The organism is Bdellovibrio sp. ZAP7, from assembly GCF_006874645.1.
Taxonomy (GTDB): Bacteria; Bdellovibrionota; Bdellovibrionia; order Bdellovibrionales; family Bdellovibrionaceae; genus Bdellovibrio.
On the sequence record NZ_CP030082.1, the window covers coordinates 1,262,309 to 1,282,434 of the forward strand.

Sequence of the window (20,126 nt, forward strand, 5' to 3'; positions counted from 1 at the left end):
ATAAATTTTTGTTTGAACTAGGTGCTCTTTTCTTTCTAGTCTTGTGGTGTATCCGGGGGGAGCAACAAGATGAGATCATCGTACACGACATTAATGCAGTCGAAGTATTTCAATCCTGCGTTTAACAGCGCCATCTTCGATGGGCCCGTTCGAATCTACTTTGCTCAGTTTCATGAAGCCTTGGCTTTGAAAATCTATTTTATGATTCAACAGCAGTTGTCTGCCGAAACAGCAAAAGCCAAAGAAGCCGCAAAATCTTCCGGCGCTAACATCCTGGTGATGGTTTACCCAACTTCCGACAGTTTCCAACTTTCCTTCGAAAGCGCTAAAACAGAGAATCCTCTGGAATGCGAAAAATGGGGCGAAGACGTGGTCATCGGATTACGTGGACCGCTCGAAGATGAGAATTTGGATCTATTAGTCGATACATTGCGTATGACGATGAACAACTGGCAGCCGGCTAGTCTAGTTCGTCCTAGCGCAATTCAAGAACTCTGATATCATTATTTACATGAATAAACGCGGTCAGATCGTGGTGGAGTACGTGCTCCTCCTCGTCATTGCAACGGGCGTAGCAGCTTTGCTCGTCAGTCAACTTGTCAGTCGTAACACTGACAAGCCAGGCGTTTTAACGGCTCAGTGGCAATTGATTCTTAATGCCGTTGGTGCCGACATTCCAGATTCCAATAAAAAATAGGTAACAGTTCCCTTTTCGGAATGCATCGCATTCCGAAAAGGGAACTGTTACCTATAGGAATGGATTTCCGCGTTTGTGGATTTCTTCTTCGATCGCTGCCTGCATTTTCTCCTGAATATCCTGGGCAATTTCATGCACCAATTCAGCGTCTTCAACCGCTTCCGGTTTGTAAGGCAGGTGAATCGGTTCCAAGAAACGAATGCGCCATTTTGCTGGCAACGGGATGATATTCAAAGGCAGTGGAATCACCGAGCCTTTTAGGAATTTGGTGAATTTAAGCTTCTTAAGATTGATATGAGTTTCTTCAGCTCCCAAAATCACCACCGGAACAATGGGGCTTTGGGTTTCTAAAGCCATACGCACGAAACCGCGTTTGAACTCCTGCAATTGATAGCGTTTCGAAGTCGGTTTAAAATTTCCGGCTTCGCCCTCCGGAAAAAGAACGATGGCATTTCCTTTTTTTAGGGAGTTCACGCCGTTTTCATAAGTCGCTTCCGTGAAACCCATTTTGTGAGCGGGGATAGCGGTCGTTTCTGTTAAAAACCAAAAATGATGAGTCAAAACCCTTGGAACGCGTTTACCTTCTTGTTGCACGATGTGCCCAAGCAAAAAAGCATCGAATCCAGAGTATCCCGAGTGATTAGGAGCAATCACGCAGGCACCACGGCGGGGAATATTTTCGGCCCCTAAAATTTCCATACGGAAGTATTTGCGAAGGATCTCAAGCAGAAAACGGGGCAGCACTCGAAAGATTAAGGTGTCCTTGTCGAGGTTCTTCAATCCGAAGATTTTTTCGTTGGGTTTCTGCAAGAAATTCATCATGATAATTCTCAGGCCCCATGTTGCTTCATCGATAGTTTTTGAGGTGAATTTATGTCTTCTAGTTTTATCATGGCGATTGATCAAGGAACAACCAGCTCCAGGGTTTGCATAATCAATCAAGCCGGAGGTCTCGTTTCTGAGGCTCGTGAAACCTTTAAGCAAATTTTTCCTAAACCAGGTTGGGTGGAACACGACCCTGAGGACATTTGGTTTACGACACAAAGATCGATGCGCCTGGCGATTGAAAAAGCGAATATCAAAGCTTCAGCGATCAAAGCCATCGGTATCACCAATCAACGTGAAACAGTGATGGTGTGGGATAAAAAATCGGGCAAATCCGTATACAACGCCATCGTTTGGCAGTGTCGCCGCACTCAAGCGCAGTGTGAAAAATTAAAGAAAAACAAAAAAGAGAAAATGATCACAGCGAAAACCGGTTTGGTGCTGGATCCGTATTTCTCGGCGACAAAAATTCAATGGATTCTCGCCAACGTCAAAGGGGCTAAAGAACGTGCTCGCAATGGCGAATTGGTGGCGGGTACTGTGGATACGTATTTGCTGTCGCGTTTGACTCAAGGTGAATCCCATAAAACGGATGTCACCAACGCTTCCCGTACGATGCTGATGAATATTCACACGGGATGGTGGGACGAAGAACTGACAAAGCTTTTTGGTGTGCCAGAAAGTATGCTTCCTGAAATTTGTCCTTCAAATGCTGATTTCGGTACCACTCGTGGTTTGGGTTTTATGCCCGATGGAATTCCTATTTGCGGAATCCTGGGTGATCAGCAGTCAGCTCTTTTTGGTCAGGCTTGTTATGATGTCGGCGAATCTAAATGTACTTTCGGTACGGGCAGTTTCCTTTTGCTGAATACGGGTAAAAAGGCTGTGAAATCTAAAAACAGATTGCTGACGACGATTGCCTGGAAGCTTAAAGACGGGGACATGACTTATGCCCTTGAAGGCGGTGCCTTTGTTTGCGGAGCTGCTGTTCAGTGGCTTCGGGATGGCTTGGGTTTGTTCCAACAATCTTCCGAAATTGAGGCGTTGGCAAAAACTGTTGAAACAACAGATGGTGTGGAGTTCGTTCCGGCTTTGACGGGTTTGGGGGCTCCTCACTGGCAACCTGACGCGCGCGGCGTGATTTGCGGTTTGACCCGCGGAACTACGAAGGCCCACATTGCGCGGGCGACTTTGGAAGCTATGGCATTGCAAAATGTGGATATCCTAGTCACCATGGAAAAAGACTTGGGTAAAAAAGTTCGCTCTGTGCGAGTGGATGGTGGGGCCGCTGCAAATGATCTGTTGATGCAGATGCAGGCGGATTATACCGGTGTGAATGTGATTCGCCCGAAAAATCTGGAAACAACAGCCTTGGGTGCCGCTTTTATGGCGGGACTGGGGTGTGGTTTCTGGAAAGACATTAAAGAGATCAAAAAAATCTGGGCAACTGACAAAGAATTTAAAGTTAAAATGTCTACCAAAGAACGCAATGCTCGCAAGGTTCGTTGGCAAGAGGCATTGAGCAGAGTTTAGAATGCAGCTAGGTCAAAATATCTTTAAGAAAGTTCCAGTCTCGGAAAAGAAATTTCTTTTTCGAGAGTTGGCTCATGACAAGATTCAAGTCTCCGTTAAGGGCGATGACGATTCGTTTTTCAATTTGATCGCCGTGCAAACGGAAAGAGACGAAGATCTTCTTTGTCATCACACTTCCAATTCTAAAATGTTCACTAAAAACCAATCGGTTGTGGTGAACTTTATGTTTAAAAATGAGCGCTACTTTTTCCGCACGGATCTGGTGTTTTCCACGGGTTGGGCGCACCTAAGAATTGACGGGGATTTGTTTCAACTACAAAGGCGCGCCAATGCCCGCATTGATCTTCCGCAGAAATACGACGGCGTTTTCAATCTTATGCAGCATAACGCGCAAAAGTTTTTCATCGATTGCAAAATTTTGGATATCAGCGCTGGTGGTGTGCGTGTGGCCATGGCGAATGACATTCCTGCATTTAAAGAAGGCGATAATATTCGCGGCACTGTGCGCTTGGGAATTCGTCGTCCGATTGAATTTGAATTGGAAGTGCGTTTTTCTTCCAGCAAAGATGGAATTCAAACCGCCGGAATGCAGTTTAAAAACGTCGACACTCGTATGGAAAGCCGTCTGCTAAGTCTTATGGTGGATTTGCAGCGAGAGATTTTCATTAAGTATCCGTCACAGAAATAAATCCAAAAAGCTCTACCCAAGATTCATGACTGCACTGAGAATGGAGTCATGAACGTCGACCTTCCGAAAAGAAAATTCACTCAGTTTATCGGTCCCGGTGTTTTGGTAGCCGTCGGTTATATGGACCCGGGCAATTGGGCCACTGACCTTGAAGCGGGTTCTCGTTTCGGTTTTAATCTGCTTTGTGTGATTTTATTTTCGTCTATCGCAGCGATGTTATTGCAATCCATCTGCGTACGCGTGGGTGTCGTGACGGGAAAAGATCTCGCCGAACTTTGTCGTGATCAATATCGTCCCTGGGTGAAAAATATCCTATGGGTCTTGGCCGAGATCGCAATCATCGCGACAGATATCGCTGAAGTCTTAGGAACAGCCTTAGCCTTTAATATGATTCTGGGAGTTTCAGTTGAAAACGGGATCTTGCTGACAGCCTTTAACATGGTCTTTATCTTTATATTGCAAGGTAAAGGCATGCGCAGGATTGAAGCGATCGTCCTCGCCTTTGTCTTAATGATCTTGCTTTGCTTTGTGGTTCAAGTTTTCTTAAGCTCGCCGCCGTGGTTGGAAGTTCTAAAGGGATATATTCCAAAACCCAGTTCCTTCAATACGGCGCACGCGTGGTACGTGGCGATCGGGATTATGGGAGCCACCGTGATGCCGCATAATTTGTATCTGCATACAGCCGTCGTGCAAAGTCGTGTGGTCAAGGATACTCCCGCGGAACTGAAGTATTCGATTCGCATGATCACCTGGGAAGTGATTCTAAGTTTGGGAATCGCGTTCTTTATTAATTCCGCGATCCTGATTGTGTCGGCATCGGTCTTTCACTTAAATCGGTATTATGAGATCACAGAGATTCAGGATGCTTACAAATTGCTAAGTCCTCTATTGGGAGCAAGTGCTGCGAGTTTCTTGTTTGCGTTGGCATTGTTCGCGGCAGGGCAAAGTTCAACGATCACAGGAGCTATTGCGGGACAGGTGATCTTAGAGGGATTCATGCATTTTCATATGCCAGTCTGGATTCGTCGCGCGATTGCGCGAGTCCTGGCAATCATCCCCGCCTGGATTGGGGTGCACTATATGGGCGAGCACTCCGTCGGGAGATTACTGGTGGGGACGCAAGTGATCTTAAGTCTGCAGTTGCCTTTTGCTGTGGTTCCTCTGTTGATGTTTGCTTGTTCAAAAAATCTTATGAAAGAGTGGGCATTGTCTGCGAAGTTTAAGACGGCGGGCTGGGGTATTTGTGCTGTTATTATTGTAGCCAACATCTATATGTTGATGCGCTTGATTCAGGAATAAAAAAAAAGCCCACTGGGGGGCGGCTTTTTAATTTTTAAACTTGTTGGTCTTTTTGTTCGTCCATGATCTTTTTCAGACGACCCACAAATGATTTCAGCATGCAGTTAGCCCAGACAGGCAGGTCATTTAACAGTTCTTGAAATCCGTCTTCAGAAACTCGAACTACCACTACGTCCGTTACACACTTCGCGGAAGCAGAGCGGGGAGCATTGTCCAGAAGTGCGAACTCGCCAAAGGATTCTCCGTCAGCGATCCGGTTGATTTCCACTTCTTTACCCGCTCGATCCATGGTGCAGATTTTAACTGTGCCCGTTTCGATGATGTAGAAATGCTTTTCCACGTCGCCTTGAAAGAAAATAAATTCGCCGGCCTTATATTCCTGTTTGTGTAACTGCTCGAGTGCTGACATCCGTATCGCCTCTGGTTTTTTTGATTTTATACAAGAATTGTACACAGAATTGCGGACTGCAAGCAAGAGGGTTGAATTTGTCGAGAATGCGGTCTTATCATGGACTCATGAAGATGAAGTACGTCTTACCCATTTTAATCGCATTAGGCAGTTCTTCCGCAAAGGCTTTCAACACCGTGTTTGTCGGTGATTCTCACAGTTATGGGCAGTTTGGCGAAGAAATCGATAAATATCTGCGGAGTGTTTCCAAAAATGTTACGTCGATAGCTGGCTGTGGATCATCGCCTTCAACTTGGATGGCGGATGGAAAGAAGTTTAAATCCACCAACTGCGGTTATTGGAGACGGGACATCAAAGGCCAGGAAATCCGCGTGAAAGAGCACCAGGTGGATTCCTTTTCCAAAGAGCTCAGCGCTTTACATCCGGATCTGACGGTGATTGCCCTGGGCACAAACATACTGTCAACGCCGACGAATATTCTAAGCGAAAAGAAATCGATTCAGGCCATGCTCGACACCATTAAAAAGAATGATAGCGAGTGCATCTGGATCGGGCCGCCGGATACAGGAAATAAGACTTTGAAACTAAATCTTGCTGATGGCGTGAAAGAAATCAAAGCGTTGGTTGAAAAGGCGAACTGCGCCTTTGTCGATAGCTCTGAACTGACAAAGTATCCTGCCGGAAAAAGTGACGGTATTCACTACGGACCTAAGGATTCGGCAGAGTGGGGTAAGAAAGTCGTGGCGAAAATAGAAAAGCTGCCTCAAGTTTCACGGGCTCGTGAAAAAGTGGTGCAGCCTTTGCTTGAAGAGGATACGACAGGGACGACGTCTGAACCAGGCGCCGTCCGCTAGATTTTCCGATTAAATCAGACGGCTCAAATCTTTGACGTTTTTGATGTAAGAAATTTTCTTATCACCAGAAATTTTCAAATCCGCCAAGTGGCGTTTATTTGAGTACGGAATAACAAAATGTTGGAAGCCGAGTTTATCAGCCTCTTTGATACGGCTTTCAACGAATGAAACCCCGCGAACCTCGCCCGTCAAACCGATCTCGCCAAAGAAAACCGTTTTAGCGTCAAGATCACGACGACCTTCCGTTGATAAAATGGCAGCGGCCACCGCTAAATCTGCAGCCGGCTCCACCAATTTCAGACCACCCACGACATTGACGAAAATATCGTTACTGGATAAGCGCACATCCAAGTGACGATCCAAAACCGCCGTCAATAAATGCAGACGATTCACATCAATACCCAAAGAAGTACGACGAGGCATGGCCATATTCGTGGAAAGAGTCAGCGCTTGTACTTCACATAAAAGCGGGCGCGTCCCTTCCATTGACGCGAAAACCGCGGAACCGATCAATTGATCGCCACGTTCCTCCAGGAAAAGTTCCGACGGATTTAAAACTTCTTCCAAACCTTTGGAGTTCATTTGGAACACGCCCAATTCGTGAGCGGCGCCGAAACGATTTTTTAAAGTTCTGAGCAAGCGGAAGTCATAAGAAGTGTCGCCATCAAAGGACAGCACACAGTCCACCATATGTTCCAAAACTTTGGGACCTGCGATGGTTCCATCTTTGGTGACGTGACCGATTAGGATCACGGCGATGCCGTCTTGTTTTGCCAGACCCATCAAATGCCCGGCACACTCACGAACTTGAGAAACCGAACCCGGGGCTGCCTGCAAATCAGACAGATACATTGTTTGAATCGAGTCGACGACCAAAACATCTGGTTTTTTATGACGAGCCAATTCCATGACGTTATGAAGGTTGGATTCGGCACCCACTTCGATGAGAGGGGAGCGAATACCTAAGCGATGGGCACGGGATCCTGTTTGCGAGACACTTTCCTCGCCGGAGATGTAGAGGATTTTGCGCTTGTCGGAAGCTAAGCCGCCAGCCATTTGTAAAAGCAAAGTCGACTTACCGATTCCCGGTGATCCACCTAATAACACGAAGCTTCCACGCGCGAGACCGCCGCCCAGCACGCGATTCAGCTCTTGGAATCCCGTATCAAAGCGATCCAATTTAATCGCCTCGAGGCTTTGGTCTAGAGAAACCGGTTTTCCTGCACCAGGTGCGGTGCTCGTTTTTTCGACACTTCCTGTCGACCATCCTCTGGTTTTAGGCTCCTCCAGCTGCAATTCCTCGACGAAAGAATTCCAGGCGCCGCAGTCCGAGCACTTACCTTCCCAGCGAGGTCGCTGGGCTCCACAATTTTGACAGGTATAGACAGTTTTATTTTTCGATTTTGCCATAGATATTCGGTATCATTGTTAAATGATGGTGACAAGGATGATGCCATCATTGATTCGAGGGAGTGACGGGATGCGGACCACTACTGTAAAAGCAGTTTTGCTATCTATTATGCTTTCAGCGCCGATGGCGATGGCTCAGTCTAATAAAGACGAGCTGGATTCTTTTAAGAAAGCTTTAGATCAATTTAAATCTGGTAAATACGAGCAAGCCATCCCTACGTTTCAAACGATTGCTCAAAATAAATCTGAAATGGAAGAGTATGCGCGTTATTACTTGTCGCAATCTTTCTTAAAAACTTCCAAATTGGATGAAGCTTACAAAGAGTTGGAGCAAATCCAAAAACTTTCTCCGAATGTGAAAATGACGATCGACGTGCAAACGACGATGGGGCAAATCGCGCTTGAAAAAAAGAATTATAAGCAGGCGGCTGACATTTTCACGAAACTTGAAAAACGCACACGCAATACCGAATCTTATCCCGAAGTTATTTACAACCTGGCGGCGGCAGAGCAGGGCCTGGGTAAGCGTGCTTTAATGTGTAAGTGGTTGGTGAAACTCTACGAAAAACACCCGGGCTATTCTAAAGTGGCTCACTGGGAAGTGGACCTGGCGTCTTCGAAATTTGAAGGCAAAGAGACTGCTTGTGCGACTAGTACGGAAGACTTCCGTACCCGCGTCAGATACTTGCTGTTCGCAGGTCTTGATTCTCGCGCACAAACTGAAATCAATGCCATGAAAACCAATCTTGCTAAAATCGATAAGTATCTTGCAGATAAATTGCAAGTTCAGTTCTACATGCAGGAAGGGGAGCTGGGGAAAGCGGTTGATCTTTTAAAACCTTATTATGAAGAGAAAAAACGCGACTTCGATTACTTGATCCTGTTTGCATCGGCATCGGCTCGTGCCGGTGAAGTGCAATTGGCGGTGGGTTCTTATTACTCCGCTTACAAATTGTCTCCGCGCTCAAAAACCGGCCGTCAGGCATTGTATCAATCTGCATTCCTTAGTTATCAGTTCCAGGACTATGATGGTGCGGCTCGCAGATTCCAAGAGTTCATGAAGCTTTATCCGACATCGGGTCTTTCTAAAGACGCGAAATGGCACTTGGCTTGGTTGAAGTATCTTAAAGGTGATTATACCGGTGCCTATAAAGCTTTCGCAGAAATGCAAAGTGAGAAACGCAGTAACAAACGTGCGTGGAAGACTTTCCCGAATGATCGCGTGAATTACTGGATGGCGATGAGTTTGTTCCGCCAAGGTAAAATAGTTGAAGCCCGTAACAAGATGACGGCTTTGTCTAAAGATCCTCTTTTGGGTTACTACGCAATCGCAGCTCAGGCTCGATTGAAAAAGATGGAAGTGATTCCTTTACAAAAGGTCGCAACTACGAATTTGCCCACGACTCCACGTATGATCGCTCGCTTTTCTGCGAGTGAATTCTTAATGCCGAATGTGGATGATATCAGCTTCCGTGGTGACGATTCTGAATCCGAAGAGAACTTGATGATCACTCAGTACTCTGCTGATGATGAAAAAGAAAGCGATGAAGAAGCCGACGTGGAAGCAAACCCAGACAATAAATCTGTGGATGTTGCGCAAGGTGAAGATGGTGCTCCGGCTGAAGGCGATGAAGCAGCTGAAGGTGGCGATAAATCCGTGGCTTTCTCTTCTCCGATTTTAATGAAACGCTTTGAGCGTGCACGCGATTTGATGATCATTGGTGAAAACGAGTGGGCTCGTTGGGACCTTTATGACATCGAAAAGAAAACGCGCAATCGCGATTATTTGAAAACATTGATGTCTGAGTACTCAACAGCGGGTCACTTTAATCGCTCTTCTTACATCGCGCAGGTGACGTTCGGTACGACGCGTGCCTCTCAAGGTGTTGAGGGCGGTCGTGCAATGTGGGAGCTGGCATACCCGCGTGCATATTCTGATTCTGTTGATAAATATACAAAGCAGTTCACGGTTCCGACAGAACTTGTTTGGGGCATTATGAGAGCGGAGAGTTCTTACCGCCGCGATGCGATTTCTCCGGTGGGTGCTTTGGGATTGATGCAGGTTATGCCGTTCACAGGTTATAAAGTAGCGACGTTAGTGGGCGATAAAGATTTTAAACCGCCGCAATTGCTTGAGCCTGATGTTGCGGTAAAAATCGGTTCTCGTTACTTGAAACGTTTGATGGACCGCTTTGATAACACGATTCCATTGGTTGCTGCAGGTTACAATGCGGGACCTCACCGTGTGAAAAACTGGTTGGTGTCTTTCGGTACTTTAGAAACGGATGAATTCATTGAACACATTCCGTTCCTTGAGACTCGTAACTATGTGAAACGTGTTGTGTCCAACGCATATGTTTATGCAAAATTGTACGGCAACAAAAAGGATCTTTTCCCATACCTATCAGAAGCGGTGCCCGTTAAGGTTAACGCAGAGTTGGTTGGCAAAGAAAACTGGGACGACATTTAGTATTCGTCCAAGAGAGCAGCATTGATTAACAACTGGGTACGTTTTCTGATTAATAAAGCGATCGAGATTATTGCGTCACTGGCGGTGCTAGTGGCGCTTAGTTTTTTGTTGCTGAAGGCTTTGCCTGGCGGTCCATTTGATAATGAGGCGGCTCTTCATCCGACGGTTCGGGCAGCCTTGGCAGAGCAGTGGGGACTTCAGGATTCCACGGTTTCTCAGGTTTCCAAATATTTGGGATCGTTGGTTCGCGGGGATTTAGGGGTGTCGATGGCTCATCCAGATCAGCGAATCTCCACGATGATCGCAAATGGCTTTAGCAATACGTTAAGTTTGAATCTGATTTCTTTGGTTTTGGTGGTTGTCGGAGCCTTTGTCTTGGCGTTGCTTTCCCAGCGTTATAGCGGGGGCCTGTTTGAAAAGAGCGTCGATCAATTGATGATCACGTTTATTTCTTTACCCAGCCTCTTTTGGGGACCTTTACTGATTTATCTGTTTGGTTTTTATTTCAATCTGTTGCCGACGGCATTCTTAACTTCTCCAGTGAATTACATTTTGCCGGTTCTGACTTTAAGTCTGCGCCCTATGGCGTCCTTGGTTCGCCTGCTTAAGACGTCCTTAAAAGAAAACTATCGCTTGGATTACGTGCGCACCGCCAAAGCCAAAGGTGTTGAAGAAGGCGATGTCCTGCTTCATCACGTGCTTCGAAATTCGATGATTCCGTTTTTAAGTTATCTCGGGCCGTTATTGGTGGGGTTGCTATCGGGTTCCTTCCTGGTGGAAATGCTTTTTGCAATTCCAGGCTTGGGGGGTCAATTCATCATGGCTTTGGGTGATCGCGATTATACGTTGATCGTGGGTCTGACGTTGTTTTACGGAACTTTGCTGATCATCGTAAATTCTGTGATTGATATTTTAATGCGCGCTGTGGACCCAAGAATTCAGGAGGAGATGTGATGAAACGTCCCTCGGTGATTCTGGCCATTTCTTTTTTAAGTATTTTGATTTTAGCGGTCTTAATCGGTCCGTTTGTATTCACTCAAGGCTTTGAACAAAACGTCGATCAGATTTTGCTCGCACCATCATGGGCGCACTGGTTCGGAACGGACTCGTTGGGACGTGATTTGTTCGCGCGGGTTTTGTTGGGAGCTCGGGTATCGTTAACCGTAGGCATCGTCTGTGCTATTTTGACTTTCCTGATCGGCTTTACTTACGGTTCCATCGCCGGATGGTTTGAGGGAGTCCTTGATCGCATGATGATGCGCTTTTGTGACATCATTATGGCGATTCCAAGTTTCATCCTGGTGGCGGTGCTGTGCTTAAGTGTGCAAGTCATTCTGCCAATCGCAGACCCGCAGTGGGCGGCACTGGTTGGGTTGTGTGTCGGGATTTCTTTTACTCATTGGATTAACATGGCTCGTGTGACTCGCGGGATGGTGATTGAAACCAAACGCAAACCGTTTGTGGAGGCCGCGATCGCAGTCGGGGGCAACCGTCCGCATATTTTGCTTCGTCATATCCTGCCTAATATCGGAAGTACGCTGTTGGTATTGGTGGCGATGCAAATTCCTACCAACATTTTGTATGAAAGCTTTATGAGCTTTATCGGGATCGGTGTTCATCCTCCTTATACAAGTTGGGGAATTTTGGTAAGCGAAGGATGGAAGACTCTATCAAGCTTTCCGCATCTGATTTTATTCCCAAGCTTAGTCTTGTTCCTGACAGTGTGGAGCTTCCACATTCTGATCGATAACCGAAAGCAGACGTAGTCGCTTCGAACAACTGTTGATAAACTTTTAGTAACCATTTTTTGAGTGACCAAGGGCTTGTTTCGGATTGAGGGATCTGCCGCCATATTGTGAACACCAATAATCCTCATATACTGATTGAACAGGAGAACAAATGATCAAGACAGTATTCGCGAGCCTGGCGTTCACAGTCAGTGCGGCCCATGCAGCCCCATTGGCAGCCGTCGACAATTCCTTTAATTGCGATAACACGATTAACAATCTAATCAGTGGCGCAAATATGACGGCGACGGGTGGTTTTGATCCGATCCTGACGGTGGAAAACGGTCGCGCGAAAATCAACAAAGAATCAAAGCGTATCAAAAGCTTTAAAACCGATGCTAAGTACGTCTTCGTGACATTTAAAAAAGATATCATCGTGAACGGCAAAACCGATACGGTCGAAGAAACTGTAAAATACGAAGTGAATGACCAGGGCTATATCATTAATTATGAAAATGATAGGGCCGGGGTTAGAAAGTACGATCCGATGAGAAGATTCGGAACCAAAGCGAGGCTATCTAAATTGAGCGACGGCAACTGCGCGATCGATCAATTCAGTAACGTCGTGGGAACTCCAGATGGTTCAACTGCAGAAGTTGTTATTCAGGATAAAAAGTTTTGTGATTCTGTGAAGGATGTTATCTCTCAGATGAATCAAAAGACTTTCAGCCAATGTAATTCTTTGTTGGATAAAGCCGCCGAGGCCTACGAAGCGCGCGCGAAAGAATTGGGTAAAGAGAGTAAAAAGCTAGCAATCTTGGGTGAAGCCCCAACCAGTACAATTGCTCTGACGCTGCAAGCACTGAACATGTGCGCACCGGACGAGTGGTACGATAAAGCGATGAGTCCGATGGGGATGATGAGAACCCTAAAAGCCGTTCCGGTAGAGGCTGCAAAAAATACTTCTGGTTCTAAGAAAAAAGGCGTAAATAACTAAACTGCAATATCCACCTCCGCTGCGGAGGTGGGAATTGCAAAACATTAAGACTGATAAATAAAAAAGGCCTCTGAAGAGAGGCCTTTTCTTTTTTGGAATCTGAAAAGTCTAAATTAGAATTTATAAGTCAGATCCAAGTAGTGACCAAAGCCTGAAGTTTCCCCAGCGAAGCCACCACTTTTGAATAAAGCCATGTTCTGATAGTACTTTAAACCGTAACCAGCAGCATATTGCTTAGAATGCCAGTAGATACCATTGAACCACTCAAGTGACCAGCTAGTGCGATTTACATCATCTGCGATTTTGTTCGCGCCGAATTTATAATCCAGATATCCCTGCCAAGTGATGAAGGATTGATTCTGGAATTCCACGAAAGGCTTAAACCAGTTGGTGGAAAGGATATAACCATTCCACTCGCCCTCATCAGAAGCGCCATAATTTTCACGTACGTGACGAGCCATCAAGTTCGCACCCAATTTCCCAAGCCATGGGATTTGGATGTCAGAACCAAAACCAATGTATTCCTCAAACAAGGCGCGATCGCCCACGTTGAACAAAGTAGCCACATACCACTCTTGTACAGGACCCAGAGACAGATCGTGACCTGTCATGAAATCCAAAGAAAAGCGCGGAGCAAATTTAAAGAAGAAGTTGTCGTCTTGAGTCGCAGCCGTTGAAGTGTCGCCATGACGATCGCTGTTCGGGGAATTGAAAATATCAAAGATATCCAAGTAACCATAAAGATCCAGGATCCCAGAGCGTCCACCAAACTCCATCTCAAAATAAGTGTCCTGCTGATTTTCAAATGGAATCTTGTTGTCGATAGATTGCATCAGATTGAACTGCAACCAGCGGTAATCACCTTTATGAATATCGCCATCCGTAATTTTCGCAGCAAACGCATTTTGCAAAGGGGAGAGAGCAAGCAATACCAACAACGTACTAAAAATTTTCTGAATCATGATTCCTCACTGGTTTTTGAGTGAGCTCAGTAAAGTAGCTCCTGCACTTGAGGTCAAGATTGTCAGATTCATTTCCGCTGCGGTTCCGCGCTGCATTCCAAAAAACCGGCAGGCGCCTTTTGAAAGTTATCAAATGTAAAAAAAAGGCCCTTATAAAAGAGCCTTTTCAAAGAATTAAGTTTTTGAGTTTCAACTAAACATTGAAACGGAAGAATAAAACGTCGCCGTCTTTCACGACGTACTCTTTACCTTCGACACGGTATTTGCCCGCATCTTTTACCGCTTGCTCGGACTTGTAAGTGAACAAGTCTTCACAGTGATAAGTTTCCGCACGGATGAAACCTTTTTCGAAGTCCGTATGGATCACGCCCGCTGCTTGTGGAGCTTTCGTGTTTGCACGGATTGTCCAAGCACGAACTTCTTTTTCGCCCGCTGTGAAATAAGTTTGAAGGCCCAACAAAGTGTAAGCTTCGCGGATCAAACGATTCAAACCTGGCTCTTCAGCACCCAAAGCTGCCAAGAAGTCTGCGCGATCTTCCGGTGGCAACAATGCGATCTCTGCTTCCATCGCAGAACAGATCATGATCGTTTTATTGTTCTCTTCAGCAGCGCGAGCGATAACGGATTTAGTCCAGTCATTGCCACCAGCTGCGAAGTCAGAATCAGAAACGTTCATAGCATAAAGAACTGGTTTAGCAGTCAACAAATGCATTTCTTTAAGAAGGGGAGCCTCGAAATCGTCCAAAGTGACTGAGCGAGCTGGAAGACCTTTACCCAAAGCTTCTAGAACTTTCTTAGCGACTTCAACTTCCGCTTTCAATTTCTTGTCAGTGGAGTTCTTAGCTTGTTTTTCGATACGTTGAAGACGTTTTTCAACTGAATCCAAATCAGCTAGCAAAAGCTCTGTGTTGATGATTTCGATGTCACGGATAGGGTCTACAGAGCCCGCAACGTGCACGATATTTGGGTCGTCAAAGCAACGAACCACGTGAACGATCGCATCTGTTTGACGGATGTGAGAAAGGAATTGATTCCCCAAACCTTCACCTTGGGAGGCACCTTTAACAATCCCCGCGATATCCACGAATTCCATTGTCGTTGGAATTACTTTTTGTGGCTTGATGAAGGAAGTGATCTTATCCATACGAGGATCTGGAACTGTTACAACGCCCACGTTTGGATCGATAGTACAGAAAGGGTAGTTGGCTGCCTCAGCCTTAGCTGAAGTCAACGCATTGAAAAGCGTACTTTTACCAACATTCGGAAGACCGACGATACCGACTTGTAAAGCCATTAGTAACTCCTTAAAAACCTGATTTTAACACGGGGAAATGTAACTTACCCGTTGAATTTTGTCGAAGCTTTTTGAATGCCATCTAGAATGATGCTCTCAATTGCGTCGATACCTTTGTTGAGGAAGTCCGGCATTTTATCGAACTCTTCCTTGGTAAATTTCCCCAGAACGTAATCCGCGACTGGATAGTTCGGGTTTTCGGGGCGGCCGACACCCAGTTTAAGTCGGGCATAGTCCTGAGTTCCCATTAATTGCGAGATACTTTTGATTCCGTTGTGACCACCGTGACCACGGTTTTTATGAATCTTCATTTGATTGAAGGGCTGGTCGATGTCGTCGTGGATAACGATCAGGTGATCCAGAGGGATTTTAAAATAGCCCATCAGCGGTTGCACCGATTCGCCAGAAAGATTCATGTACGTTTGCGGCTTGCAGAAGTAAAGCGTGTGACCTTGCCACGTCGCTTGCGCCACTTCGGCTTTGAATTGATTCTTGATAGAAGGATTGCCCAGGCCTTGCATGAAATAGTCGACAGCCATAAATCCAATATTGTGACGAGTAAGTTTGTACTCTCCACCAGGATTTCCAAGACCTACGATTAACCATGAAGACATAAAGCACCTCGTTCAAAATCAAAAAAAAAGGCAGCCCTTTGAGGGAGCCGCCTTTTTGTGTGTGCAATAGTTTAAAACTATTTTTTAGCAGCTGGTTTAGCAGCAGCTGGAGCAGCTTTCGCGCCTGCAGCTGGAGCAGCGGCAGCAGCCGGTGCAGCAGCAACTGGAGTTGCAGCAACTTCTTCTTCTTGAGCAGATACAACCGCGATAGTTGTGTCAGCAGAAGAGATCAATTTAGCAGAGCCAGTGATTTTCACGTCAGATGCGTGAAGAGCGTCGCCTACTGCCAAGTTAGAGATGTCAGCAGTGAAGAATTCAGGGATCTCAGTTGGAAGAACTTCGATCTCGATTTGACGGTTAACTACGTTCAACATACCGCCTTCAGACAAACCAACTGGTTTACCTTCAAGACGAACTTCAACGTTAACGCGTACTGCTTTTTTAAGATCCAAAGCGTAGAAATCAACGTGTTGTGGGCGACGAGTAACAGGGTGAACGTCAACTTTTTTAACAAGTACAACGATACCGTTTGCTTCTTTAACTGGAGATTTCAAGTTGAAAAGAGCATTTTCGTAAGCACGAACGTTGTACTTAACGATTTCTTTTTCGCCAACAGAGATGCTAACTGGAGAGATAGCTCCGTAGATAACTGCAGGAACTTGGCGGTTAACGCGCAATTCGCGGCTGTTACCTTTACCAGTTTGACGAGCTTCTACGTTTAGTTCGATTCTATTTTTCATAATGTCTTCCTTCTAGTCCGATAGAGGATTGGTTGTTTCGCTCCTTGTGGGAGCTTTTAAATTTCAAATAAATTCATCCGCCGAAGCCCAAAGGGCGAAGGAGGATTAATCAAACAAACTGCTGACAGAATCATTGCCGTGGATACGCTTGATCGCTTCAGCCAAAACTGGAGCTACGGATACCACTTCGATTTTCCCGCAGTTTTTCGCTGCTTCCGATAACGGAATCGTGTCGGTCACCCAAACTTTTTCGATTGGGCTGTCCTTCAAACGGGCGATGGCAGGGCCTGATAAAACAGGGTGCGTTGCAACAGCGAACACACGTTTTGCCCCATTCTTGTAGAGACTGTCAACTGCTTGTGTAAGTGTTCCAGCCGTATCGATCATATCGTCCACGATCACGGCAGTTTTTCCAGTCACATCCCCGATCAAGTGAAGCGCTTTTGCCTCATTTGGGCCGGAACGGCGTTTATCGATGATAGCCATGGAGGATTCGATGCGTTTTGCGAAGGCGCGGGTTCTTTCCACTCCCCCGGCATCGGGACTCACTGCAACAAAGTCAGATCCAATACCGTGGGATTCGCGCCAAGCACGAGCCAGGGTGGGGATGGCGAACAAATGGTCCACGGGAACGTTAAAGAAGCCTTGGATTTGAGCCGCATGCAAATCCACGGAAACCACCCGGTCTGCACCGGCCGTGGTGATCAAATCGGCCATTAGTTTCGCAGAGATAGGGGCGCGAGGAGCGACCTTTCTGTCTTGGCGAGCGTACCCGAAGTACGGGATCACAGCCGTAATGGAAGCTGCCGAGGCTCTGCGAAGAGCATCGAGCATCACGAAAAGCTCCATATAGCTTTGGTTCACGGGAGGGCATGTACTTTGGATTACAAAGACATCCTGACCTCGAACACTTTCATGAATTTCTACTTGGATTTCGCCGTCGGCGAAAGTGCTGACCTCGGAGTAACCGAGTTCGATACCGGCAGCCGCAGCCACCTTCTTAGCCAGCTCAGGGTTAGAATTAGCGGTAAATAATTTAAGGCCCTTCATCATTACTCAAGTCTCCAGAGTTGACCCGACATTGTCGGAATAGGGTTTATGTTTGGAGGACACTAACAAACCGTTATTACGGAGTAAAGTTAGGAACGTTTTTTATTCTAAAAAGCGGAAGAAATAAGCAGTTTTAGGCGGTTTTGGCCGCAGCGGGCAAAGAAGAATTCGTACTTGCGGAGGACTCACATTCGTCAGGCGGGGGAGTGGGTCACTAGCCTAATCTCCGAGGGCCTTGGTCTACATTTCGTGTGGGAACGCAAAACTTTCTCTGAAAAATGTCAAGAAGCGGTAAAAATAAGACGTAACGCCATAAGAAATCTTGAATCGCGTAAAGGAACTTTGAAATGAAGAGTTTGATAACAAGTCTTGTCTTCGCCTCAATGACAAGCTTTCTAATTTCATGTTCCTCTGGTGGAGATTCGAACACCGATGCTGTCACGGCTCCACCAGATGAATCGTCTCAGTCACCAGCTCCCTCGCCAACGGTATCTCCTTCTCCGACTGTGACACCTTCGCCAACTGTAAGTCCTTCCCCAGAGCCGACCGTGAGCCCGTCGCCAACCGTGGCGCCAACGGCCGAACCTTCGCCGTCGCCATCGCCGACTGTTTCGCCTACAGCGACACCGTCTCCTTCGCCGGAGCCGACTGTTTCGCCTGCACCGACTGCTTCACCAGCTCCGACAGCAAGTCCTTCCCCGGAGCCAACAGTGACTCCGCAACCGGCTCCTACTGTAACGCCATCTCCGACGGTCACTCCGTCACCAACGGCTTCGCCATCACCGACAGTTACTCCTTCTCCTACGGCGAGTCCTTCACCGGCGCCGACGGTCACGCCGTCTCCGACAGCGAGTCCTGCTCCGTCGCCCCAACCAACAGTCACTCCGTCGCCAACCGTAACGCCTTCTCCGACTGTGACCCCGTCTCCGACGGCATCGCCAAGTCCTTCTCCAGAGCCAACGGTGACGCCATCGCCGACAGTAAGTCCATCTCCAAATCCGTCGCCATCACCATCACCATCACCATCTCCATCACCAACACCGGTGATGAAATGCCCGACGAATTTTGAAATGGTGAGTGCGAATTCTTCACTTGGAACTTCGGCATTCTGTATCGCTAAATTTGAAATGAAACAAAGTTCCGGCTCAGCTGTATCGACGGCCTCAGGTAAGCCGTGGATTGCGACGAAGGCAACGGCAGCAGCTGCGTGTGCTGCACTTGGTATCACGTATCGTTTACCGACGAATGCCGAGTGGAATGCGACAGCTTTGGAAATTTATAATCGCGGAGAAAATTGGTCGGGTGGAGTAAAGCTTTCCGGAAATCTTTATACCGGTTATTACTCCGGTTGGAGCGAACCTATTGCCGTCAGCAACACAGCAAATCCTTACGATGGAACGGGAAAAAACAAAGACGAAGAACGTCGTACCTTTGTTCTTGGAAGCGGAGCCGTGATTTGGGACTTCGGAGGCAATGCCTGGGAGTGGGTCAGCGACACGATTTATGGAAACTCCTACTCTCCAGATTTGTCATCACCATATGGACGTAATTATCATAACAATAATTGGGACGTGAAGCCTGGCTCGAAAGCGATGCTGGATTTCACGGGCATGACCGATACCCCTAAAAAAGATGTCTTTATGGGGAATCTATTCGGCGGCAGCTCGGGCAAGGTTATTCGCGGCGGAGCAAACTGTGTGAACAATCGCGGCACCGTTGGAATCTTCACAGCGAACATCGGCGACATCACGGCAAATGAAGTGCAGGCTCCTGCGTCGTGGGGAATCAGCATTCAGAACGTGGGCTTCCGTTGTGTCGCAACTCCAGGACAGTATTAATTTTTTTATTTAATTGCACGTGCCGGATTCAGCGCGTTTCAGCTTGAGCGTATCGAAAATTTTTAGCGCGTTTAACAAAAAAAGCCGATCTTGTGGATCGGCTTTTTATTTTTTTAGATATTGCCTGTCTCTTTAAGTTTCGCCAGGAATTGTTTCGTGGCTTGAGCGCGGTGGGAGTGTTGTGCTTTAAATCCGCTCGCAAGTTCCGCCAGGGTTTGCGTTTGTCCTTCTGGAATGAACACAGGATCATAACCAAAACCATGCAGACCGGCTGGTTTACTTGCAATCGTGCCCTTCATCTCGCCTGTGAAAACCCATTCTTCGCCTGTTGGCGTATAGACGACAGTCGTGCAAACGAATTTCGCATTCTTATTTGCCATAGGTTTCAGAGTGATCATTTTCAAAAGCTTCGAAACGTTTTCGCTATCAGAAGCCTTGGGACCCGCATAGCGAGCAGAGTGAATTCCTGGAAGATTGTTAAGTCCTTCCACCTCAAGTCCGGCGTCCTCACCTAGAACCCAAACATTGTTTTTAACGGCGCGCAAAGTTTTAGCTTTGATACGGGCGTTGTCCAAAAATGTTTTTCCGTCTTCTGGACGGGGCGTGAATGACGTGATTTCACCTTGATGATGAAGGTTCAAATCCGCCACTTCGTTCAAAAGAATGCGGTATTCAGTAAGTTTGCCTTTATTGCCAGTTGCAATCCAAAGTTCCATTTA

Annotated in this window: 20 protein-coding genes; 11 read left to right on the plus strand and 9 right to left on the minus strand. The window is 46.7% G+C overall.

Translation table 11 applies throughout. The annotated features are described in order from the left end of the window. Nucleotides 1-69 precede the first annotated feature (69 nt). Both DOM22_RS06180 and DOM22_RS06185 read left to right on the plus strand, forming a co-directional pair. Nucleotides 70-498, plus strand: coding sequence for a hypothetical protein (locus DOM22_RS06180; RefSeq protein WP_142699533.1), 429 nt, complete (start codon nucleotides 70-72; stop codon nucleotides 496-498). 13 nt (nucleotides 499-511) lie between these two features. Next, on the plus strand, nucleotides 512-697 hold the full coding sequence (locus tag DOM22_RS06185) for a hypothetical protein (RefSeq protein ID WP_142699534.1): 186 nt from the start codon (nucleotides 512-514) through the stop codon (nucleotides 695-697). A gap of 51 nt (nucleotides 698-748) precedes the next feature. Here DOM22_RS06185 and DOM22_RS06190 read toward each other — a convergent pair whose 3' ends face one another. Continuing rightward, a complete protein-coding gene (locus DOM22_RS06190) occupies nucleotides 749-1,519 on the minus strand; it encodes a lysophospholipid acyltransferase family protein (protein WP_142699535.1) in 771 nt (256 codons plus the stop codon). Between the two features lie 51 nt (nucleotides 1,520-1,570). Between DOM22_RS06190 and glpK the strand changes: the two genes are divergently transcribed. Genes glpK through DOM22_RS06205 form a run of 3 tightly spaced genes read left to right on the plus strand, consistent with a single transcriptional unit; the run spans nucleotide 1,571 to nucleotide 5,042 of the window. Beyond that, nucleotides 1,571-3,055 carry a glycerol kinase GlpK gene (gene glpK / locus DOM22_RS06195; RefSeq protein WP_246845865.1) on the plus strand — a complete coding sequence of 495 codons (1,485 nt, stop codon included), beginning with the start codon at nucleotides 1,571-1,573 and terminating at the stop codon, nucleotides 3,053-3,055. A 1-nt stretch (nucleotide 3,056) separates the two neighbouring features. Continuing rightward, complete coding sequence (locus DOM22_RS06200) at nucleotides 3,057-3,743, plus strand: flagellar brake protein (RefSeq protein ID WP_142699536.1); 687 nt, start codon at nucleotides 3,057-3,059, stop codon at nucleotides 3,741-3,743. A 48-nt stretch (nucleotides 3,744-3,791) separates the two neighbouring features. Then, nucleotides 3,792-5,042 carry an Nramp family divalent metal transporter gene (locus tag DOM22_RS06205; protein WP_142699537.1) on the plus strand — a complete coding sequence of 417 codons (1,251 nt, stop codon included), beginning with the start codon at nucleotides 3,792-3,794 and terminating at the stop codon, nucleotides 5,040-5,042. 34 nt (nucleotides 5,043-5,076) lie between these two features. On the opposite strand, the gene DOM22_RS06210 is transcribed toward DOM22_RS06205, so the two are convergent. Next, a complete protein-coding gene (locus DOM22_RS06210; protein ID WP_142699538.1) occupies nucleotides 5,077-5,451 on the minus strand; it encodes a Crp/Fnr family transcriptional regulator in 375 nt (124 codons plus the stop codon). A gap of 113 nt (nucleotides 5,452-5,564) precedes the next feature. Here DOM22_RS06210 and DOM22_RS06215 point away from each other — a divergent pair, with 113 nt between their 5' ends. Then, a complete protein-coding gene (locus DOM22_RS06215; protein ID WP_210415695.1) occupies nucleotides 5,565-6,305 on the plus strand; it encodes an SGNH/GDSL hydrolase family protein in 741 nt (246 codons plus the stop codon). A 9-nt stretch (nucleotides 6,306-6,314) separates the two neighbouring features. On the opposite strand, the gene radA is transcribed toward DOM22_RS06215, so the two are convergent. Beyond that, nucleotides 6,315-7,715, minus strand: a complete 1,401-nt coding sequence (gene radA, locus DOM22_RS06220) for a DNA repair protein RadA (protein WP_142699540.1) — start codon at nucleotides 7,713-7,715, stop codon at nucleotides 6,315-6,317. A 70-nt stretch (nucleotides 7,716-7,785) separates the two neighbouring features. On the opposite strand from radA, the gene DOM22_RS06225 reads away from it, so the two are divergent. The 4 genes from DOM22_RS06225 to DOM22_RS06240 all read left to right on the plus strand — a co-directional run bounded on the left by DOM22_RS06225 (nucleotide 7,786) and on the right by DOM22_RS06240 (nucleotide 12,909). Continuing rightward, nucleotides 7,786-10,185 carry a transglycosylase SLT domain-containing protein gene (locus tag DOM22_RS06225; protein WP_142699541.1) on the plus strand — a complete coding sequence of 800 codons (2,400 nt, stop codon included), beginning with the start codon at nucleotides 7,786-7,788 and terminating at the stop codon, nucleotides 10,183-10,185. 21 nt (nucleotides 10,186-10,206) lie between these two features. Further along, complete coding sequence (locus DOM22_RS06230; RefSeq protein WP_246845866.1) at nucleotides 10,207-11,139, plus strand: ABC transporter permease; 933 nt, start codon at nucleotides 10,207-10,209, stop codon at nucleotides 11,137-11,139. Next, entirely contained in the window at nucleotides 11,139-11,951 is an 813-nt protein-coding gene (locus DOM22_RS06235) for an ABC transporter permease (RefSeq protein ID WP_142702125.1), read from the plus strand. Before DOM22_RS06230 ends, DOM22_RS06235 begins: the two co-directional genes overlap by 1 nt. Before the next feature lie 133 nt (nucleotides 11,952-12,084). Continuing rightward, nucleotides 12,085-12,909: a hypothetical protein gene (locus tag DOM22_RS06240; RefSeq protein WP_142699542.1), complete on the plus strand. Its 825-nt coding sequence runs from the start codon at nucleotides 12,085-12,087 to the stop codon at nucleotides 12,907-12,909. A gap of 113 nt (nucleotides 12,910-13,022) precedes the next feature. Here the strand turns inward: DOM22_RS06240 and DOM22_RS06245 are convergent, their stop codons facing one another. From DOM22_RS06245 to DOM22_RS06265, 5 genes are all read right to left on the minus strand, one after another. Continuing rightward, nucleotides 13,023-13,871, minus strand: coding sequence for an outer membrane protein OmpK (locus tag DOM22_RS06245; RefSeq protein WP_142699543.1), 849 nt, complete (start codon nucleotides 13,869-13,871; stop codon nucleotides 13,023-13,025). 193 nt (nucleotides 13,872-14,064) lie between these two features. Next, nucleotides 14,065-15,165: a redox-regulated ATPase YchF gene (gene ychF, locus DOM22_RS06250; protein WP_142699544.1), complete on the minus strand. Its 1,101-nt coding sequence runs from the start codon at nucleotides 15,163-15,165 to the stop codon at nucleotides 14,065-14,067. Nucleotides 15,166-15,209: 44 nt separating this feature from the next. Beyond that, on the minus strand, nucleotides 15,210-15,779 hold the full coding sequence (gene pth, locus DOM22_RS06255) for an aminoacyl-tRNA hydrolase (protein ID WP_142699545.1): 570 nt from the start codon (nucleotides 15,777-15,779) through the stop codon (nucleotides 15,210-15,212). A gap of 77 nt (nucleotides 15,780-15,856) precedes the next feature. Next, nucleotides 15,857-16,519 carry a 50S ribosomal protein L25 gene (locus tag DOM22_RS06260; protein WP_142699546.1) on the minus strand — a complete coding sequence of 221 codons (663 nt, stop codon included), beginning with the start codon at nucleotides 16,517-16,519 and terminating at the stop codon, nucleotides 15,857-15,859. 105 nt (nucleotides 16,520-16,624) lie between these two features. Then, nucleotides 16,625-17,572, minus strand: a complete 948-nt coding sequence (locus DOM22_RS06265; protein WP_142699547.1) for a ribose-phosphate pyrophosphokinase — start codon at nucleotides 17,570-17,572, stop codon at nucleotides 16,625-16,627. A gap of 344 nt (nucleotides 17,573-17,916) precedes the next feature. On the opposite strand from DOM22_RS06265, the gene DOM22_RS20055 reads away from it, so the two are divergent. Next, nucleotides 17,917-19,407 (plus strand): SUMF1/EgtB/PvdO family nonheme iron enzyme, encoded by a 1,491-nt coding sequence (locus tag DOM22_RS20055; protein ID WP_142699548.1) that lies wholly within the window; start codon nucleotides 17,917-17,919, stop codon nucleotides 19,405-19,407. 113 nt (nucleotides 19,408-19,520) lie between these two features. Here the strand turns inward: DOM22_RS20055 and rdgB are convergent, their stop codons facing one another. Beyond that, complete coding sequence (gene rdgB / locus DOM22_RS06275) at nucleotides 19,521-20,123, minus strand: RdgB/HAM1 family non-canonical purine NTP pyrophosphatase (protein WP_142699549.1); 603 nt, start codon at nucleotides 20,121-20,123, stop codon at nucleotides 19,521-19,523. Nucleotides 20,124-20,126 lie beyond the last annotated feature (3 nt).

Bases quoted from the DNA above. Each gene is read 5' to 3' on its own strand.
- DOM22_RS06180 (WP_142699533.1), top strand. From the start codon at position 70: ATGAGATCATCGTACACGACATTAATGCAGTCGAAGTATTTCAATCCT.
- DOM22_RS06185 (WP_142699534.1), top strand. From the start codon at position 512: ATGAATAAACGCGGTCAGATCGTGGTGGAGTACGTGCTCCTCCTCGTC.
- DOM22_RS06190 (WP_142699535.1), bottom strand. From the start codon at position 1,519: ATGATGAATTTCTTGCAGAAACCCAACGAAAAAATCTTCGGATTGAAG.
- glpK (WP_246845865.1), top strand. From the start codon at position 1,571: ATGTCTTCTAGTTTTATCATGGCGATTGATCAAGGAACAACCAGCTCC.
- DOM22_RS06200 (WP_142699536.1), top strand. From the start codon at position 3,057: ATGCAGCTAGGTCAAAATATCTTTAAGAAAGTTCCAGTCTCGGAAAAG.
- DOM22_RS06205 (WP_142699537.1), top strand. From the start codon at position 3,792: ATGAACGTCGACCTTCCGAAAAGAAAATTCACTCAGTTTATCGGTCCC.
- DOM22_RS06210 (WP_142699538.1), bottom strand. From the start codon at position 5,451: ATGTCAGCACTCGAGCAGTTACACAAACAGGAATATAAGGCCGGCGAA.
- DOM22_RS06215 (WP_210415695.1), top strand. From the start codon at position 5,565: ATGAAGTACGTCTTACCCATTTTAATCGCATTAGGCAGTTCTTCCGCA.
- radA (WP_142699540.1), bottom strand. From the start codon at position 7,715: ATGGCAAAATCGAAAAATAAAACTGTCTATACCTGTCAAAATTGTGGA.
- DOM22_RS06225 (WP_142699541.1), top strand. From the start codon at position 7,786: ATGCGGACCACTACTGTAAAAGCAGTTTTGCTATCTATTATGCTTTCA.
- DOM22_RS06235 (WP_142702125.1), top strand. From the start codon at position 11,139: ATGAAACGTCCCTCGGTGATTCTGGCCATTTCTTTTTTAAGTATTTTG.
- DOM22_RS06240 (WP_142699542.1), top strand. From the start codon at position 12,085: ATGATCAAGACAGTATTCGCGAGCCTGGCGTTCACAGTCAGTGCGGCC.
- DOM22_RS06245 (WP_142699543.1), bottom strand. From the start codon at position 13,871: ATGATTCAGAAAATTTTTAGTACGTTGTTGGTATTGCTTGCTCTCTCC.
- ychF (WP_142699544.1), bottom strand. From the start codon at position 15,165: ATGGCTTTACAAGTCGGTATCGTCGGTCTTCCGAATGTTGGTAAAAGT.
- pth (WP_142699545.1), bottom strand. From the start codon at position 15,779: ATGTCTTCATGGTTAATCGTAGGTCTTGGAAATCCTGGTGGAGAGTAC.
- DOM22_RS06260 (WP_142699546.1), bottom strand. From the start codon at position 16,519: ATGAAAAATAGAATCGAACTAAACGTAGAAGCTCGTCAAACTGGTAAA.
- DOM22_RS06265 (WP_142699547.1), bottom strand. From the start codon at position 17,572: ATGATGAAGGGCCTTAAATTATTTACCGCTAATTCTAACCCTGAGCTG.
- DOM22_RS20055 (WP_142699548.1), top strand. From the start codon at position 17,917: ATGAAGAGTTTGATAACAAGTCTTGTCTTCGCCTCAATGACAAGCTTT.
- rdgB (WP_142699549.1), bottom strand. From the start codon at position 20,123: ATGGAACTTTGGATTGCAACTGGCAATAAAGGCAAACTTACTGAATAC.